The organism is Microbacterium sp. (assembly GCF_036823965.1).
GTDB lineage: Bacteria > Actinomycetota > Actinomycetes > Actinomycetales > Microbacteriaceae > Microbacterium.
This window is the reverse complement of record NZ_DAITBE010000012.1, coordinates 19770-36558: the sequence shown is the minus strand read 5'-3', so window position 1 is coordinate 36558 and position 16789 is coordinate 19770. Positions and strand designations below refer to the sequence as shown.

General features: G+C 70.0%; 16 protein-coding genes. 11 read left to right on the top strand and 5 right to left on the bottom strand.

All coding sequences use genetic code 11. The annotated features are described in order from the left end of the window. Positions 1–7 precede the first annotated feature (7 nt). Positions 8–940 (bottom strand): DMT family transporter, encoded by a 933-nt coding sequence (locus V7Z82_RS16505; RefSeq protein WP_334152792.1) that lies wholly within the window; start codon positions 938–940, stop codon positions 8–10. A 262-nt stretch (positions 941–1202) separates the two neighbouring features. On the opposite strand from V7Z82_RS16505, the gene V7Z82_RS16500 reads away from it, so the two are divergent. From V7Z82_RS16500 to V7Z82_RS16460, 9 genes are all read left to right on the top strand, one after another. Next, on the top strand, positions 1203–2489 hold the full coding sequence (locus V7Z82_RS16500; RefSeq protein WP_334152791.1) for an adenylosuccinate synthase: 1287 nt from the start codon (positions 1203–1205) through the stop codon (positions 2487–2489). Positions 2490–2499: 10 nt separating this feature from the next. After that, the gene (locus V7Z82_RS16495; protein WP_334152790.1) at positions 2500–3621 is read left to right on the top strand and encodes a lactonase family protein; all 1122 of its coding nucleotides are present in this window, start codon (positions 2500–2502) and stop codon (positions 3619–3621) included. Between the two features lie 60 nt (positions 3622–3681). Continuing rightward, positions 3682–5118, top strand: coding sequence for an MFS transporter (locus V7Z82_RS16490; protein ID WP_334152789.1), 1437 nt, complete (start codon positions 3682–3684; stop codon positions 5116–5118). A 426-nt stretch (positions 5119–5544) separates the two neighbouring features. Further along, positions 5545–6978 carry a dihydrolipoyl dehydrogenase family protein gene (locus V7Z82_RS16485; RefSeq protein WP_334152788.1) on the top strand — a complete coding sequence of 478 codons (1434 nt, stop codon included), beginning with the start codon at positions 5545–5547 and terminating at the stop codon, positions 6976–6978. Positions 6979–7185: 207 nt separating this feature from the next. Next, entirely contained in the window at positions 7186–7488 is a 303-nt protein-coding gene (locus V7Z82_RS16480; protein ID WP_334152787.1) for a DUF427 domain-containing protein, read from the top strand. 64 nt (positions 7489–7552) lie between these two features. Beyond that, positions 7553–8413 (top strand): ABC transporter ATP-binding protein, encoded by an 861-nt coding sequence (locus V7Z82_RS16475; protein ID WP_334152785.1) that lies wholly within the window; start codon positions 7553–7555, stop codon positions 8411–8413. Further along, positions 8410–9090, top strand: coding sequence for an ABC transporter permease (locus V7Z82_RS16470; RefSeq protein ID WP_334152783.1), 681 nt, complete (start codon positions 8410–8412; stop codon positions 9088–9090). The genes V7Z82_RS16475 and V7Z82_RS16470 overlap by 4 nt, the downstream gene beginning before the upstream one ends. Next, positions 9087–9821: an ABC transporter permease gene (locus V7Z82_RS16465; RefSeq protein ID WP_334152781.1), complete on the top strand. Its 735-nt coding sequence runs from the start codon at positions 9087–9089 to the stop codon at positions 9819–9821. The genes V7Z82_RS16470 and V7Z82_RS16465 overlap by 4 nt, the downstream gene beginning before the upstream one ends. A gap of 58 nt (positions 9822–9879) precedes the next feature. After that, on the top strand, positions 9880–10803 hold the full coding sequence (locus V7Z82_RS16460; RefSeq protein WP_334152779.1) for an ABC transporter substrate-binding protein: 924 nt from the start codon (positions 9880–9882) through the stop codon (positions 10801–10803). A 263-nt stretch (positions 10804–11066) separates the two neighbouring features. Here V7Z82_RS16460 and V7Z82_RS16455 read toward each other — a convergent pair whose 3' ends face one another. Continuing rightward, positions 11067–12311 (bottom strand): AI-2E family transporter, encoded by a 1245-nt coding sequence (locus V7Z82_RS16455; RefSeq protein WP_334152777.1) that lies wholly within the window; start codon positions 12309–12311, stop codon positions 11067–11069. A 61-nt stretch (positions 12312–12372) separates the two neighbouring features. On the opposite strand from V7Z82_RS16455, the gene V7Z82_RS16450 reads away from it, so the two are divergent. Further along, a complete protein-coding gene (locus V7Z82_RS16450; RefSeq protein ID WP_334152776.1) occupies positions 12373–12672 on the top strand; it encodes a chorismate mutase in 300 nt (99 codons plus the stop codon). Positions 12673–12684: 12 nt separating this feature from the next. Here V7Z82_RS16450 and V7Z82_RS16445 read toward each other — a convergent pair whose 3' ends face one another. Both V7Z82_RS16445 and V7Z82_RS16440 read right to left on the bottom strand, forming a co-directional pair. Further along, a complete protein-coding gene (locus V7Z82_RS16445; RefSeq protein WP_334152775.1) occupies positions 12685–13278 on the bottom strand; it encodes a short chain dehydrogenase in 594 nt (197 codons plus the stop codon). 97 nt (positions 13279–13375) lie between these two features. Next, the gene (locus V7Z82_RS16440) at positions 13376–14470 is read right to left on the bottom strand and encodes an ROK family transcriptional regulator (RefSeq protein WP_334152773.1); all 1095 of its coding nucleotides are present in this window, start codon (positions 14468–14470) and stop codon (positions 13376–13378) included. Between the two features lie 223 nt (positions 14471–14693). Here V7Z82_RS16440 and V7Z82_RS16435 point away from each other — a divergent pair, with 223 nt between their 5' ends. After that, on the top strand, positions 14694–15860 hold the full coding sequence (locus V7Z82_RS16435) for an ROK family protein (RefSeq protein ID WP_334152771.1): 1167 nt from the start codon (positions 14694–14696) through the stop codon (positions 15858–15860). A 31-nt stretch (positions 15861–15891) separates the two neighbouring features. Here the strand turns inward: V7Z82_RS16435 and V7Z82_RS16430 are convergent, their stop codons facing one another. Next, entirely contained in the window at positions 15892–16740 is an 849-nt protein-coding gene (locus V7Z82_RS16430) for a phytanoyl-CoA dioxygenase family protein (RefSeq protein WP_334152769.1), read from the bottom strand. Between the last annotated feature and the right edge of the window lie 49 nt (positions 16741–16789).

Here is a 16789-nt window from a genome sequence, read left to right as displayed (position 1 = left end):
GCCGGGGTCAGCCGCGGCCTCGCCACCGCAGTCGGGTGACCAGCACGCCGAGGAGACACAGTGCGCCGCCGAGGAACATCAGCGGCGTCGGCACCTCGCCGAGGATCGCCCAGGACATCAGGATCGCGATCGCCGGAACGACGTACGTGGTCGCCGAGGTCTGACCGGCGGTGCTCCGCTGCAGCACGTACGCCCAGGTGGTGAAGGCGATCGCAGTGGGGAAGATGCCGAGGTAGACGACCCACAGGGTGGCGTCCAGCGGCGCGGACTGCAGCGCGCCGATGAGGCTGCCCGTCCACGGCAGCAGGGCGACGGTCCCGGCGACCGCGCCGAGGAACGTGAGCGTCGTCGCATCCGTCCCGGCGCTGAGCAGGCGCTTCTGCAGCAGGGTGCAGCCGGCGTACATGACAGCGGCGAGGAGGGCGAGCAGCAGGCCGGTGATGTCGGGGCCTTCGCTCGTGGACGAATTCATGCCGATCAGCACGACGCCGAGGAAGGCGATCGGTGCGCCGATCACCAGCGGCTTGGGGAATCCCTCGCGCAGGAACAGCCCGCTGAAGATCACGACCATGAGCGGGGCGAGGTTCACCACCATCGCAGCCGTGCCCGCGTCGAGCGTGCGCTCTGCGGCGTTGAGGGCGAGGTTGTAGACGCAGAACCAGCCGACGCCCCACACGGCGATGAGCCACCAGTGCCGACGCTCGGGAAGCCGGATGCCGTGGCGCACCGCGATGATCGCGAGCACCACGCTGCCGACCGCCATGCGCAGCAGCGCCAGGGCGCCGGGGTCGTAGTGCGGACCCGCGCCGCGGATGCCGATGAACGCGGATGCCCAGAGCACGACCGTCACCAGGGCGGCGATCAGGACGAGGGGTCCCTGCGTCCTCGAGGCGGCGGCGGGGGTGCGGACGCCCGGGTCGCCGGATACGGCTTCTGACATCCTCCGATCCTCGCATCGGCCTCCGACATCGGTCGATCGTCCGGAGTGACAGCATCCGTCGCTTTTCCGTCACGTCGGCGGCCGAGCCATCCGGCCAGACTTCCGGTCGCACTTGCTGCCGCCTCATCGGGTCTGGGGCGGCAGCAACTGCGACCGGAGCTCGACCGAAGGGGCGCAATCAGGCCTCCCGATAGGATGGGAGCGCCCGAAGAGGGCCAGCTCATCGGCCGGTGCAAACCCGGCGAAAGCAGGGGGGACACCCATGCCAGGAATCGTGATCGTCGGCGTGCAGTGGGGCGACGAAGGAAAAGGCAAGGCCACCGATCTTCTCGGTGAGCGCACCGACTGGGTGGTGAAGTTCAACGGCGGCAACAACGCCGGGCACACCGTCGTCGTCGGCGACGAGAAGTACGCGCTGCACCTGCTGCCATCCGGCATCCTCTCCCCGGGCGTGAACCCGGTGATCGGCAACGGCGTCGTGATCGACCTCGAGGTGCTCTTCTTCGAGCTCGAGGCGCTCTCCGCCCGTGGCATCGACGTCTCGCGGCTGCGCGTCAGCGCCAACGCGCACATCATCACGGCGTACCACCGCACGCTCGACAAGGTCACCGAGCGCTTCCTCGGCAAGCGCATGATCGGCACGACCGGCCGCGGCATCGGACCCGCCTACGCCGACAAGATCAACCGCGTCGGCATCCGCGTGCAGGACATCTTCGACGAGAACATCCTGCGCCAGAAGGTCGAAGGCGCCCTCGACCAGAAGAACCACCTGCTGGTGAAGATCTTCAACCGTCGCGCCATCACCGCCGACGAGATCGTGGAGGACCTGCTCTCCTACGCCGAGCGGCTGCGCCCGATGGTCGCCGACACCGGCTACCTCATCTCGCAGGCACTCGACCGCGGCGAGGTCGTCGTGTTCGAGGGCGGCCAGGCCACCATGCTCGACGTCGACCACGGCACCTACCCGTTCGTGACCTCGTCGTCGGCGACGGCTGGCGGAGCATCCACCGGCTCCGGCGTCGGGCCCGGCGCGCTCGACCGCATCGTCGGCATCGTCAAGGCGTACACGACCCGTGTCGGCTCCGGCCCGTTCCCGACCGAGCTGTTCGACGAGCAGGGCGAGTGGTTGCGCTCGGCCGGCTTCGAGTTCGGCACCACGACCGGCCGTCCGCGCCGGGTCGGCTGGTACGACGCCCCCATCACGCGCTACGCGACCCGGGTCAACGGCATCACCGACCTGGTGCTGACGAAGCTCGACATCCTCACGGGGCTCGAGCGCATCCCGGTCTGCGTGGCCTACGACGTCGACGGCGAGCGCTTCGACGAGGTGCCGGTCAACCAGACCGACTTCCACCACGCGACGCCCATCCTGGAGTACTACCCGGGCTGGAACGAGGACATCTCGACCGCGCGCTCCTTCGACGACCTGCCGCAGAACGCGCAGGACTACGTGCTGGCGCTCGAGGGCATGAGCAACACCCGCATCTCGGTGATCGGCGTCGGCCCTGAGCGCGACCAGGTCATCGTCCGCCACGACCTGCTCGACTGAGTCCGCCGCCATGACGCGGTTCTGGCTCGGCGGCTACGGCGAGGGCATGGATGGGCAGGCCGAGGGCATCGGCCTGCTCGCCGGCGACTCCGGACGTGAGGCGAACAGCCTGTCGTATCGCGGGGCCGTCACCCGGACGCCGTCGCCCTCATGGCTGGCGGCGCATCCGCGACTCGACGTCGTCTACGCTGCGCTCGAAGGGGATGCTGCAGTGCAGGCGTTCGCGCGCTCCGGCGAGCAGACGCTGGCGCCGCTCGGCGAGCCGGTCGCGGCGGGCGACTCCGTGTGCCACCTCGCGGTCGCGCCCGACGGGCACTCGCTGATCGCCAGCTGCTACGGCGACGGTCGCGTCGTGCGCATCGGACTGGATGCCGCCGGTGGACTCGTCCCTGCGGCCGGCGACCGTGCAGCCAAGGCGGCCGAGCTTCGGGCGGCGCTGTTCGGGGACGACGGTTCGGAGTCGGCGGATGCTGCCGACGCGCCGCTTCCCGCCGGCGTCGGCGCACCGGCATCCGATCCGTACGACGCCGACCGTGCGTCGCACGCGCACTCCGCTGCATTCCTCCCGGACGGACGCATCGCGACGACCGACCTCGGGTTCGACCTCGTGCGGATCTGGAGACCGACCGGCGACGGACTCCGCCTCGATCACGAGGTCGTGCTGCCGCAGGGCACCGGGCCACGGCATATGGTCGTGCATCCGAGCGGCCACCTGCACGTCGTGACCGAGTACTCGTGCGAGGTCTTCACGCTCGCGGCTGCCGTCGACGGCACCTGGCACGTCGTGTCGGTGGCGCTCGCGAGCCCGATCGCCGAGATCGGCGTCGACTTCCCCGCAGAGCTCGCCCGGACGCGCGACGGGGCCTTCCTCTACACCGCGCTGCGCGGCAGCAACACGATCGCAGCGCTCCGCGTGCGCGGCGGTGGCGAGTCGCTCGAGCCGACGGCCCTCGCCGACTCCGGCGTGGACTGGCCGCGGCACCACCTCGTGCACGAGGGCAAGCTGCTGGTCGCCGGTCAGCGCTCGAACACGATCAGCCTGCTCGACCTCGACGAGCGCACCGGGGCGCCCCTCGGCATCCGCCATCAGGCTCAGGTGCCGACGCCGACGCACTTTCTGCCCGTGCGCTGAGCCGCGGGCCCGCAGGGCCGGCTTGACCTCAACCATTGTTGAGGTTCTACGGTCGAACTCATGACCACAGAAACAGGCGAGATGCGCGCCACGACGGCGAACGAGCCGGGCATCCTGAGCGGCGCGTACCTCTGGATCACGATCGGCGCGTGTGCGCTCGTGTTCCTCGGGGCGTTCGAGTCCCTGGCCGTGACGACCGTGATGCCGGCCGTGAGCGCCGACCTCGACGGTGAGCGGCTGTACGCGCTGGCCTTCGCCGGTCCGCTCGCGACCGGCGTGATCGGCATGGTCGCCGCCGGCAACTGGGCCGACCGCCGAGGACCGGTCGAGCCGCTCTACACCTCGGTCGGCATCTTCGTCATCGGACTCCTCGTCGCCGGCTTCGCGCCGACCATGGAGGTGCTCGTCGGCGGGCGGTTCGCACAGGGCCTCGGCAGCGGCGCCCTGACCGTCGCGCTCTATGTCGTGGTCGCCCGGGTGTATCCGCGGTCGTTGCATCCCGCGATCTTCGCCGGCTTCGCGGCCGCGTGGGTGGTGCCGTCGCTGATCGGTCCGACCGTCGCCGGTGCCGTGACCGAACTGTGGAGTTGGCATTGGGTCTTCCTCGGGGTGGTCGTGCTGGTGCTCGTGGCGCTGCTCATGGTCGTGCCGGCACTGCGCGGCCTGGCGCACGACGACGGCGACGCCGCGACGCCATGGGCGCTCGGACGCCTCGGCTGGTCCGTGCTGGCCGCGCTCGCCGTGCTCGGACTCAACCTGCTCGGCGACATCCCGGGTGCAGGCCCGGTGCTCGCGGTCGCCGCGGTGGTCGTGGCGCTCGTCGCGGTGCGACCGCTGCTGCCGCGCGGAACCCTGCGTGCCCGTCGTGGACTGCCCGCCGTCATCCTGGTGCGCGGGCTCGCGGCCGCCGCGTTCTTCGGTGCGCAGGTGTACATCCCGTATCTGCTCACCGAACGCTACGCCGTCTCGCCCACCCTCGCCGGGCTGTCGTTGACGGGCGGCGCCCTCGCGTGGTCGGTGGCTGCGACCGTGCAGGGCCGGATGGGCGCGCGGCTGTCGAGCGTCACGGCGGTGCGCATCGGCACGGTGCTCGTGCTCATCGGGATCGGCCTGGCGCTCGCGACTGCGGCACTCCAGGCGGATGCCGCACTGATCATCGCCGCCTGGATCGTCGCCGGCGTCGGCATGGGTCTGATGAGCCCGCGCACGAGCGCCCTGACCCTGGCGATGTCGACGCCCGAGACGCAGGGCTTCAACAGCTCCGCCATGACGGTCGCCGACTCGTTCGGCAGCGCGCTGGCGCTCGCGATCACCGGTGTGCTGTTCGCGAGCCTCGCGACGGTCGCCGATCCGTTCACCGCTGTGTTCACGCTCGCCGCCGTGATCGGCCTCGCAGCTGCCGGACTGGCACCCCGGCTCGCGCCGAAGTGCGCAGCCGCGGAGAGCGCGGTCGCCGAGACGGGCGCGCCGACGGTCGGGGACCCGGCGGCGGGGTAGCCGCCCCCGCATCCGTCCCGGCATCCCTCGATGCCCGGATCCCGCACACGATGCCCGGATCCCGTGCGCCATGCAGGGAGATGTGCAGGTTGCAGGACGGATGCCGAGGATCCTCCCTGCATCCGGAACATCTCCCTGCGACGTGCAGGAGGAATGGCCGGATGCAGGAGCGATTCGCGGCGATTCTTCCTGCGACCCGCGGATGCTCCTGCACGTCGCGGGCGAGGTCACGGCGGGACCGGGCCCCGCTGCCCTTGGCATCCGCCCCGCGACCGAGACGTCGGCCGCCCCGCGACCGACACATCCGCCCCGCGACCGAGACATCCGCCGCGCGACCGACACATCCGCCCCGGCGCGCCGGGAACATCCGGCCCGTCATCCGGCGTTGCTCTTGAACATGGCGGCCGGCGACGAGAGGCTATGGACATGACTGCTGAGAAGACGAACGAGTACGACCTGATCGTCGTGGGCGCAGGTCCCGTCGGAGAGAACGTCGCCGATCGCGCGGTGCAGGGCGGGTTGACCGCCATCATCGTCGAGAGCGAGCTCGTCGGCGGGGAGTGCTCGTACTGGGCGTGCATGCCGTCGAAGGCGCTGCTGCGTTCGGCGCAGGCGTTGCGGGCGGCGCAGCACGTCGCCGGTTCGAAGGAGGCGGTGACCGGCACGCTCGACGTGCGGGCCGTGTTCGAGCGTCGCGACTCCTTCACGAGCAACTGGTCGGATGACGGTCAGGTGAAGTGGCTCGACTCCGCCGGCATCGACCTCGCCCGCGGGCATGGCCGACTGACCGGTGAGCGCGAGGTCACGGTCACCGACGCCGATGGCGGCACGCGCGTGCTGCGCGCCAGGCACGCGGTCGCGATCAGCACGGGGTCGGATGCCGTGATCCCGCCGATCGACGGACTGCGCGAGTCCTCGCCGTGGACGAGCCGCGAGGCCACCAGCGCGGAAGAGCTCCCGGACTCGCTCGCGATCATCGGCGGCGGAGTCGTCGCGGTCGAGATGGCGACGGCGTACGCGGCCCTCGGATCGACGGTCACGCTGATCGCCCGCGGTTCCCTGCTCGGCTCGATGGAGCCCTTCGCCGGCGAGCTCGTCACCGCCGGCCTGCGCGAGCTCGGCGTCGAGGTGCACACCGGCACCGGCACCACCTCGGTGCACCGTGGCACGGACGGCGTCACGGTCACCCTCGCCGACGGGTCGACGATCGTCGCGGCCGAGGTGCTGGCCGCCACCGGGCGGTCCCCGCGGAGCGGCGACATCGGGCTCGAGCGCGTCGGGCTCACGCCTGGTACGTGGATCGAGACGGATGACACGCTCCGCGTCTCCGGTTCCGAGTGGCTGTACGCGGTCGGCGACGTGAACGGACGGGTGCTCCTCACGCATCAGGGCAAGTACCAGGCGCGCGCGGTCGGCGATGTGATCGTCGCCCGGGCGAACGGCGACGACGTGGATGACGCCCCCTGGGGTCGTCACGTCGCGACGGCGGATCACGCCGCCGTGCCGCAGGTGACGTTCTCGATCCCGGAGGTCGCATCGGTCGGGCTCACCGAGAGCGCGGCGCGCGAGGCGGGCCGCACGATCGAGGTCGTCGACTACGACCTCGGCGCGATCGCCGGCTCGAGCCTGTACGAGGACGGCTACGCGGGGCAGGCCCGCCTGGTCGTCGACACCGAGCGCGACATCGTGCTCGGCGCGACCTTCGTCGGACCGGAAGTCGCCGAGCTCGTGCACGCCGCGACCATCGCGGTCGTCGGCGAGGTCCCGATCGCGCGGCTCTGGCACGCGGTGCCCTCGTATCCGACGGTGAGCGAGGTCTGGCTGCGACTGCTGGAGGGCTACGGACGGAACTCGGCATGATCCGGCACGGGCGGTCGCGGGATCGGATGCTGCGACGCGGCATCCGATCCGGCATCCGCCCCGAACAGCTGGTGGACGTGCAGGATGCTCCTGCGCGCTCGGATGATCGAACGGATTGTTTCTCACATTGACGGCACGTCGCGCAACCCCGACGTGAATGTCGTCGACCTCTTATACGCTCATACCCGAATCCGAGGAGGCAGGACCATGAAGGCTGTACTCGCAGGAACCGTCATCGCCGATGCAGCAGAGGGCGATCTCGTGAAGATCGAGGGGAACTGGTATTTCCCGCCCGCATCGATCACCCCGGGCGCGCTCGTCGAGAGCCCCACCGCCTACCGATGCCCCTGGAAGGGCGATGCCCAGTACTTCTCGATCCAGGTCGACGACACGCTCCACAAGGATCTCGCCTGGTCGTATCCGACCCCCTATCCCTCCGCGTTCGACCGCGTCGGCACGGACTTCTCCGGCTACGTCGCCTTCGACCCGAGTGTCGAGATCGCGCAGTGACCTCCGTCTGCCGCAGTCGCGGCGCTGACGCACGACTCGTCGACCGACCGACCGGAGACCAGCCATGATCGAATTCCGCAACGTCACCAAGCAGTTCCCCGACGGGACCGTCGCCGTCGACGACTTCAGCCTGGTGCTCCCGTCACGCAAGACCACGGTCTTCGTCGGCTCCTCCGGCTGCGGCAAGACCACATTGCTGCGCATGATCAACCGCATGGTCGAGCCGACCTCGGGGGACATCGAGATCGACGGCGAGAACGTCCTGGTCGGCGACCCGGTGCAGTTGCGTCGGCGCATCGGCTACGTGATGCAGAACTCCGGCCTGATGCCGCACTTCTCGGTCATCGACAACGTCGCCACCGTGCTCCGCCTCACGGGCGTGAAGAAGCCTGAGGCCCACAAGCGGGCCCGCACCCTGCTCGACACGGTCGGCCTCGACCAGGCGCTCGCCGATCGCTACCCGAGCCAGCTCTCCGGTGGCCAGCAGCAGCGCGTCGGTGTCGCGCGCGGCCTCGCCGCCGACCCGAACATCCTGCTCATGGACGAGCCCTTCGGCGCCGTCGACCCGATCGTCCGCGCCGACCTGCAGCAGGAGACGCTGCGACTGCAGCACGAGCTCGACAAGACGGTCGTGTTCGTCACGCACGACATCGACGAGGCGTTCCTGCTCGGCGACCAGGTCGTCATCCTCGACAAGGGTGCGCGGGTCGTGCAGGTCGGCAGCCCGAGCGAGATCATCGAGAACCCCGCGGATGACTTCGTGGCAGCGTTCATCGGCGCGGACCGCGGCCGCCGCGCGCTGCGCCTGAAGGAGACGCCGCACGGCACCGTGGTCGTCGACTCCGAGGGGCGCACGCAGGGCGCGATCATCGCAGAACCCGTGACGGATGCAGCCACGACCGCCGGGCAGGACGGACCGGCGTGAACTGGGTCACCGACAACCTCGGGCTGATCTTCGAGCTGACGCTGGTGCACCTGCGTCAGAGCATCGTGCCGATCGTGCTCGGGTTCGTGCTGTCGCTGCCGCTCGGCTGGGTGGCCTGGCGCTACCGACTCGTGCGCGGTCCGATCATCGTGCTCACCGGGCTGCTCTACACGATCCCATCGCTCGCCCTGCTGATCCTGCTGCCGGCCACGCTGGGCTACTCCGCGATCAGTGAGACGAACCTCGTGATCGCACTGACGATCTACGCGGTGGCGATCCTGGTGCGGGCGGTCGCGGACGGGCTCGACTCGGTCGACGACGGAGTCCGTCAGGCGGCCACCGCCACCGGCTTCGCGCCGTTCCGCCGCTTCTGGGCCGTCGAGTTCCCGCTCGCCGGCCCCGTGATCCTCGCCGGACTCCGGGTCGCCGCGGTCAGCACGATCTCACTGGCGACCGTCGGCATCCTGATCGGCGTCACGAACCTCGGCTACCTGTTCACGAACGGACTCGAGCGCCGCATCATCGCCGAGGTGCTCGCCGGCGTCGTCGCGGTCGTGATCATCGCGCTGGTGATCGACCTGATCCTGCTGCTGATCGGGCGAGCGCTGATGCCGTGGACGACCGCAGCGAAGCGTGTCTCCGCGGGCCGCGCCGTTCCTGTGAGGGCAGCCGCATGAATCTCTTCGCCGACGCCATCGCCTGGATGCTCGCCCCCGAGCAGTGGACGGGGAACTACGCCCTGCCCAAGCTCCTCGCCGAGCATCTCGCCCTGACCGCGATCTCGGTGCTGATCGCCGCGATCATCGCCCTGCCGCTGGGCTGGCTGATCGGTCACACCGGTCGTGGGCGCGAGATCGCGGTCGCCATCTCCGGCGCGGCGCGCGCCATCCCCGCCTTCGGTCTCATGGTGCTGCTGGTGCTCGTGCTCGGGGTGCTGCGCGTCCCCGAGGCCGCGATCACCACGTTCGTGCTGCTCGCGATCCCCTCGCTCCTCGCCGGCGCGTACACGGGCCTCGAAGCGATCGACCGTCGCGTCATCGATGCGGCGCGGGCCATGGGCATGACCGAATGGCAGATCTTCTGGAAGGTCGAGGTGCGCCTCGGTCTCCCGCTGCTGGTCGGCGGTATCCGCTCCGCACTGCTGCAGGTCATCGCGACCGTCACGATCGCCGCCTACGTCAACCTCGGTGGACTCGGCTGGCCGATCATCCAGGGCATCCCGCTGCGTCGCTTCGACCAGGTGCTCGGCGGCGCGCTCATCGTCGCCGTGCTCGCGCTGCTCGTCGACCTGCTGCTCGCCGCCGCGCAGCATGCCGCCGTCCCACGCGGGCTCCGCACGGGTCGTCCGGCCCGCCGCCGCACCCGTCCGCTCACGCCAGCACCGGCGCCGGCGGCATCCACCGCCTGATCCGTTCCGTCCCAGCACGCACAGCACCAGCAAGAAGTCCCAGAGAAGAGAGAAGTCCATGTTCACAGCACGAGGCAAGCGCTCCGTCCTCGCCGTCGGCCTGGTGGCCGCGGCGACACTCGCCCTGTCCGCCTGCGGCGGCAACCCGCTCGACGAGCCGTCGAGCGATACCGGATCCGGGTCGGGCAGCTCCGACACGATCGTCGTCGGCTCGCAGGGGTACTACTCCAACGAGATCATCGCCGAGATCTACGCCCAGGCGCTCGAGGGCGCAGGGTTCACGGTCGAGAAGAAGCTCAACATCGGTCAGCGCGACGCGTACATGCCCGAGGTCGAGTCCGGCGAGATCAACGTCTTCCCCGAGTACACCGGCAGCCTGCTGGAGTACCTCTCGGATGACGAGATCGACGTCACCTCGCCGGACGACGTCTACACCGCCCTCACCGAGGCGCTGCCCGATGGCCTGACTGCCCTCGACTACGCCGAGGCATCCGACCAGGACACCTACACGGTGCTCAAGAGCTTCGCCGAGGAGAACAACCTCAAGACGATCGAAGACCTCAAGAACGTGACCTCGACGGTCACGATCGGCGCACCGCCGGAGTTCGAGCAGCGTCCGTACAACCCGGCTGCCGCCAAGGAGGTCTACGGCGTCGACCTGGCGTTCTCGGCCACCGGCCCGACCACGCTCGAGTCGCTGCTCGCCGGTGAGATCCAGGTCGCCGACATCTACACCGCCGACCCGGCCTTCGAGACCGAGGACATCGTCGCGCTGGAAGACCCGAAGAACCTGATCATCTCGTCGAACGTGGTGCCGATCGTCTCGAGCGACATCGCCGATGAGGTCTCCGACGTGCTCAACGCCATCAGCGCCAAGCTGACGGCGGAGGAGCTCGTCTCGCTCAACGTGCTCAGCACCGTCGACCAGAAGTCCTCGGCCGACATCGCCAAGCAGTGGCTGGCCGACAACGACCTCGGCTGAGTCGCGTCTTCGGCTGAGTCGCTCTCAGTGAAGTGCCCGGACCCGTATGGGTCCGGGCACTTTCGCGTTCGGCAGCTGTGCGGCGCCCGAGCCGCCGTGCGGCATCCGATCCCGGCACCCGCGTCGGATGCACGAGAGAGCGACGGATGCATGATGGATTCGGCCAGATGGTCCTGCACGTGTCGGACTCTCGTGCAGCTGTCGCCCGGCGGCGAGCGGAAGGAGCGTCAGCGGGTCCGAGAGGGGAGCCGCCGAAGCGCCGGCTAGACCCTGGCGTCCTGCCGCGGCACCAGGACCTGCTTGATGATGATGAGGATGGATGCCGCGACCGGCACCGCCACGAGCGCGCCGAGGAGTCCGAGCAGCGTGCCACCCGCGAGGGCGCCGATGACCACGAGCGATCCGGGGATCGAGATCGCACGGTTCATCACGCGCGGCGTGATCACGTACGCCTCGACCTGCATGTAGATCAGGTACACGATCCCGAAGATCAGCGCGCCGATCGGGTCGGTGAACAACGCGAGACCGGTGCCGATGACCCAGAAGATCACCGAGCCGACGAGCGGGATCAGCGTGATGCAGAACGCGACCGTGGCCATCAGCGGCGGGAACGGCAGTCCGAGGAAGAAGTAGAGCGCGAAGGCGAGCACCGCGTTGAAGAACGCCAGCACGACCATGCCCATCACATAGCCGCCGACCGAGTCGGTGATCTGGTCGGTGATGTCGGCGGCGCGTGCGCGGTCACGGGCCGGCGCGAGGCGCAGCAGGGCGTGCGTCATGCTGGGGAGCGTCGCGACGAAGTACAGTGTGAGCACGAGTACCACGATCACGCCGGAGATCGCGGTGGCGATCGAGGCGCCGACCTGCAGCGCTCCGCCGCCGATCGCTGCGATGTTGCCTGGATCGGTGAGGAACTTCTGCACGTCGGCCACCAGCGACTCGAACTGGTCGCCGAACTGCGCCTCGAGCGTCGCGTAGATGTCGGTGCGGGTGAAGTCCGCGATCATCCCGGGGACGGATCGCACGAAGCTCGCGATCTGCTCGATCACGATCGGCAGCACCGTCCACAGGATGAGCGCGACCACGACGATCAGGCTGAGGATCACGACGACCACCGAGATCGCCCGCGACAGGCCGCGGCGTTCCAGGAACCGCACGGAGGGATCGAGGCCGAGCGCGGCGAAGAGGGCGAGTGCGATGTAGATGAGGACGGTCGACAGGTTCGAGAGCGCGAGGCCCAGCAGGATCGCCGCGAGACCGCCGAGTGTCACGAGGAACCCGAAGACGAAGGGCTTGTCGATGCGCGTCCAGAACGAGCGGCTCGGCGCCATCGGCTCGATGACCGAGCGCGGCCGGGTGCCCTGGGTCGCGGATGCCTCAGCAACGGGTGCCTCAGCAGCGGATGCCTCGGCGGCGGGGTCCGAGTCGCCCTGTTCGGGTGCCGTGGCGACCCGGCGGTCGTCGGCGTGCTCAACGGGCGGGGATGCCGGCGACTCGTCGTTGCTCATGTGCTCACGATAGCGGGGACGATCGCCGTGCCAGGAGCGCTCGCGGCTCTAGAGTGGTGGCATGACTGCCGCTGACGACCCTCGGGCCGAACTTCTTCGACTTCGCGCCAGCATCGACAACATCGACGCCGCGCTGATCTTCATGCTCGCCGAGCGCTTCCGTGCCACGCAGCAGGTCGGGCAGCTCAAGGCCGAGCATGAGATGCCGGCATCCGATCCCGGTCGCGAGGAGCAGCAGGTCTCCCGCCTGCGTGCGCTCGCCGAGGAGGCCCACCTCGATCCGGAGTTCGCCGAGAAGTGGTTCAACTTCGTGGTGGCAGAGGTCATCCGTCACCACACCGAAGCGGCCGAGGGGCGCTGAGCGCCGCCGCGGTCAGACCGCGAGGATGCGTCCGGTGATGACGCCCTCCACCGAGCGCACATAGGCGGTGGCCACTTCCTCGTCGGTGACCGGGCGGTGCCCGGGGAACGAGGCGTGATAGCCGGGCGAGTTCGCCAGCACGTCGGGTGAGATCGCGTTGACGCGGATGCCGCGCGGCGCCTCGGCAGCAGCGGTGATCGCGAACGACTCGAGCGCGCCGTTCGCCATGGCAGCGGCTGCACCGGTGGCGATGGGCTCGCGGGCCAGTACGCCGCTGGTCAGGGTGATCGATCCGCCGTCGGCGAGGTGCGGCAGCGCCTGCCGGACGACCTCGATCTGTGCGAGCGTCTTGCCGCTGAACGCGGCGACGTAATCGTCGCGCGTGAGCTCGGCGAGCGGTTTGAAGGGGACGGAGCCGACGGCGACCACGACCGCGTCGACCGTGCCGACTCGACCGAACAGGGCGGCGATGGATGCCGCGTCGTTCACGTCGACGGCCTCATCGCCGCTGCGTGAGGCGCGGATGACGTCGTGCCCGCGTGCTGCGAGCGCGTCGGCGACCACGCCGCCGATGCTGCCGGTCGCTCCGATGACGAGTGCCTTCATGATGTCCTCCCGGTCTGCCTCGGCATCCGTTCGGACGCCACCTCGAGTCTCGCACTCTCCGCGGCGGCGGGGGCGCGAACCCACCCGACCTGCCCGCTCAGCGGGCGCTGAACGCGTGCGAGACCACTCGTGCCGCGGCTCCGCGCAGCACGGCGTCGTCGAGGGTGCTGCCGCGCACCTCCGGACCGCGCGACGGGTGCGATGCGGCCTGCACGGCAGCCGCAGCAGCGGCGATCAGCTCGTCGCCCACGACCGTCGGCGGTCCGCTCAGCACGATCGTCGGCAGGTCGACCGCCGCGGCGATCACCGACAGCGAGGTGCCGAGGCGGGTCCCTGCCGCAGTGAGCACCCTGCCGCGGTCGGCTGCGGTCGCCTCGTCGAGTCGCCGAGACACTGCGGGGACCGATCCCCACGCGTGCACGCAACCGATGCGCCCGCACGGGCAGGCGTCACCCGGGTCTCCGCCGGCGATCACGTGAGCGAGCTCTCGTGCGCCGGTCGAGCGCTCGACCGGAGCGCCGTCGTCATCGAAGGCGCGGATGGCGGTGCCGATGCGTGTGCCGAGCCGCACGAGGAGGAAGTCGCTGTCGAGGCCGCCGAACTGCAGTTCGGCATCCGCTGCGAGATCCGCATCGTCGAACAGGTGCACGGGCGCGTCAACGGTCTGGGCGAGCAGGGCGTGGAGGCCGAGGAGTGCCGGTGAGCCGCTCGGCATCCCGACGCCGACTCCGAGCGGAGGGCTGGATGCCAGCAGCGCGAGCTCGGCGACGATCGCGCCCGCCGCCTGCACGGCGTCCCCGTCGGTCGGGCGCACGCGCCGATGCGCGAGGGCGCCGTCGGGTGTGGCGAGGGCGCCGACCACCTGGTCGGGTGCACTCAGGTCGAGCGCGATCACCTGCACGGCGCGCTGGTCGAACTCGAGCATCACCGCAGGCTTGCCGGGGCGCGCGTCCTGGCTCTGCCCGGACTCGCGGATGACACCCTCATCGATGAGGCTCTTCACGACCTCGGAGATGGTCGGCCGGGCGAGACCGGTGACCCGAGCCAGGTCGGCGCGGCTGACGCCGGAGCGCTGCATCAGGGTGCGCAGCACGAGCCCACGGTTGCGGTCGCGGATGCTGCGCGCGTGGGTGTTCGTCAGCGGGGCGCGCTGGGAGACGGGCGATGCGTCGGTCGAGAGAATGGAAGGCATGAGCGGATGCCGGGTCATCGGCCGGGTCGGACGGCCCGAGCCGTCGTGACCGGGCGTCCTAAGATCGAAGTGGAGGGCACGGTGCTCCTTCGCAGGCGGCGATACGGTGACGAGATCCGGATCTGGTCACTAAGTTTAGTGAATAAAGGAACTTCGCGCGAGCGTCTGCCTCCGCGCGGGATGGGTCGATCACGTCGCCCGACGTGTGGAGGAACGGGAGCCGATGCCGAACAGCGATGACGCTCGCGACACGCAGGCCTCCGTTCGTCGTGCCAACCTCCGCCGAGCGCTGCAGCTGGTGCTCCGCAGCTCGGGAGCGCAGACCAGGGCAGGCATCGCGCGCGCGACGGGACTCACCGCAGCCACCGCATCGTCGCTGGTCGCCGAACTCATCGCGAGCCGGCTCGTCGTCGACGGCGAACAGGCCGCGAGCACCGGCGGCAAGCGCGCGACGACCCTGAGCGTCGACGCCGGCCACCATCTGCTGCTCGGACTCGTGATCCAGCCCACGAGCGCCCGCGTCGCCCTGTTCGCGCTCGACGGCTCGGAGATCGACACGCGCCGCATCACCTACACCGCCGCGACGCGCGACGCGTCGCTCGACGCCGCTGTCGTCGCCGTCGCCGCGGAGTACGGCGACCGTGTGCTGGCAGCCGGTGTGCAGCTCCCCGGGACGACCGACGGGCGCTCGGTGCTCGAGAGCGTGCAGCTCGAATGGCACGATGTGCCGCTGGCAGAGCGCCTCGAACCGCTGCTCGGGGCGCCGGTCGTGCTGGTCAACGACGTCGACGCCGAAGCGATCGCGGAAGCCGGCATGGACGAGTCTCCGTCTGGCTACCGGCTCTTCATCCACCTCGGCGGCGGCGTGGGCGCGGCGATCACCCTCGACGGCGAGCTCGCGCCTGGACCGAGAGACCGTGCCGGTGAGATCGGCCACGTGCAGGTCGAGTTCGGCGACACCGCACGGGCGTGCCGGTGCGGTCGTCGGGGCTGCCTGGAGTCTGCGGCATCGCTCTCCGCGCTGCTCGGTGAGGACTTCGCCGACGGGATGGAGCCGGAGACGGTCGTCGCCCTCGCCGCTGCCGCGGACGAGCACGATCTCGCCGCGGGGGCGCGCGCTCTCGCCAGGGCGATCAAGCTCATCAGTGCACTGCTCGATCCCGGCGAGGTCGTCATCGGAGGGCCGGCGACGGTGCTCGGCGATCGTTTCCTCGAGCTGCTGCAGCACGAGACCGACTACCAGGCCAGCGGCACGGCGACCGTGCCGGTGCGCTACGCCGACACGCGTGCGACCGAGGCGGCAGGCGCTGCGCAGGCGGCGCTGACCGCAGTGCTCGGCGTTCGGTGGAGCCCGGCGCAGCTCATCTCGGCCTCACAGCCAGCGCCCTGAGCCGACAGGGTCGCGTGGTCGAGTCGCCGGTTCAGAGGCCGTCGCCGTCGAACCAGTGCTCCTGCCAGCGCCAGTCGATGGGGTCGGAGACACGTTGATAGCGGATGTCGGTCGACAGACGGATCCGGCGCTCCGGATCGACGTTGTCGGTCGAGGCGTGCACGATGTGCGCCGAGTGCACCATCACGTCGCCTGCCCGGTAGTCGTTGATCAGCCAGCGGGCGTCGTACTCCTCCGCCAGCCCAGGCAGGTCGGCCGTGATCGAGGCGGCCGGCATCCTCAGCGTTCCAGCGCGCTCCTGCGCCAGGACCCGGTGGTGGCTCCCCTCCAGGTAGGCGAGACCGCCGTTCTCCACCGAGCAGTCGCCGAGCGGGATCCACATGGACAGCACGCGGTCGGTGCCCTCACGAAGATAGACGAGGTCGTAGTGCGCCTGGGTGGCGGTGCCGATGCCCGTCTCGCCGGGGCGGGTGTGGCGGATGATGCGACGCTTGTGGAGATGCACGTCGTCGCCCAGGAACCACCGGAACCATCCGCGGATCGCAGGGTGTGAGGTCAGGGCCGCATAGCGGTCGCCCGGGACGACGTCGTCGAAGAGCACGCGGCGGGTCAGAGCGAGGTCGACGTCTTCGCTCGAGTCGATCCCCTCGCGGGCGCTGTCCGGCTGCACGAGCCCGGTGGGTGCGAGCTTTCCGAAGTAGTAGGCCCGGAAGTCGCGGACGAGCTCAGCGTCGAGGTGATCGCTGAGGTAGAGGTACCCGTCGCTGCGGAGGCGCTCCCACAGCGCATCCTTGTCGTCCCGCAGCGCCAATGGAACCGCCTCGAGTCGGCCGAGCCGCTCAGGACGTTCGTCGAGCACATAGCCGTTGGACGTGATCATGCATCCATTGTCGATGCGGGTAGGACGATCCGTCTATGGACTTCCCTCC

Coding starts and splice junctions, on each gene's coding strand:
- V7Z82_RS16505 (WP_334152792.1), bottom strand. CDS start 940: ATGTCAGAAGCCGTATCCGGCGACCCGGGCGTCCGCACCCCCGCCGCC.
- V7Z82_RS16500 (WP_334152791.1), top strand. CDS start 1,203: ATGCCAGGAATCGTGATCGTCGGCGTGCAGTGGGGCGACGAAGGAAAA.
- V7Z82_RS16495 (WP_334152790.1), top strand. CDS start 2,500: ATGACGCGGTTCTGGCTCGGCGGCTACGGCGAGGGCATGGATGGGCAG.
- V7Z82_RS16490 (WP_334152789.1), top strand. CDS start 3,682: ATGACCACAGAAACAGGCGAGATGCGCGCCACGACGGCGAACGAGCCG.
- V7Z82_RS16485 (WP_334152788.1), top strand. CDS start 5,545: ATGACTGCTGAGAAGACGAACGAGTACGACCTGATCGTCGTGGGCGCA.
- V7Z82_RS16480 (WP_334152787.1), top strand. CDS start 7,186: ATGAAGGCTGTACTCGCAGGAACCGTCATCGCCGATGCAGCAGAGGGC.
- V7Z82_RS16475 (WP_334152785.1), top strand. CDS start 7,553: ATGATCGAATTCCGCAACGTCACCAAGCAGTTCCCCGACGGGACCGTC.
- V7Z82_RS16465 (WP_334152781.1), top strand. CDS start 9,087: ATGAATCTCTTCGCCGACGCCATCGCCTGGATGCTCGCCCCCGAGCAG.
- V7Z82_RS16460 (WP_334152779.1), top strand. CDS start 9,880: ATGTTCACAGCACGAGGCAAGCGCTCCGTCCTCGCCGTCGGCCTGGTG.
- V7Z82_RS16455 (WP_334152777.1), bottom strand. CDS start 12,311: ATGAGCAACGACGAGTCGCCGGCATCCCCGCCCGTTGAGCACGCCGAC.
- V7Z82_RS16450 (WP_334152776.1), top strand. CDS start 12,373: ATGACTGCCGCTGACGACCCTCGGGCCGAACTTCTTCGACTTCGCGCC.
- V7Z82_RS16445 (WP_334152775.1), bottom strand. CDS start 13,278: ATGAAGGCACTCGTCATCGGAGCGACCGGCAGCATCGGCGGCGTGGTC.
- V7Z82_RS16440 (WP_334152773.1), bottom strand. CDS start 14,470: ATGCCTTCCATTCTCTCGACCGACGCATCGCCCGTCTCCCAGCGCGCC.
- V7Z82_RS16435 (WP_334152771.1), top strand. CDS start 14,694: ATGCCGAACAGCGATGACGCTCGCGACACGCAGGCCTCCGTTCGTCGT.
- V7Z82_RS16430 (WP_334152769.1), bottom strand. CDS start 16,740: ATGATCACGTCCAACGGCTATGTGCTCGACGAACGTCCTGAGCGGCTC.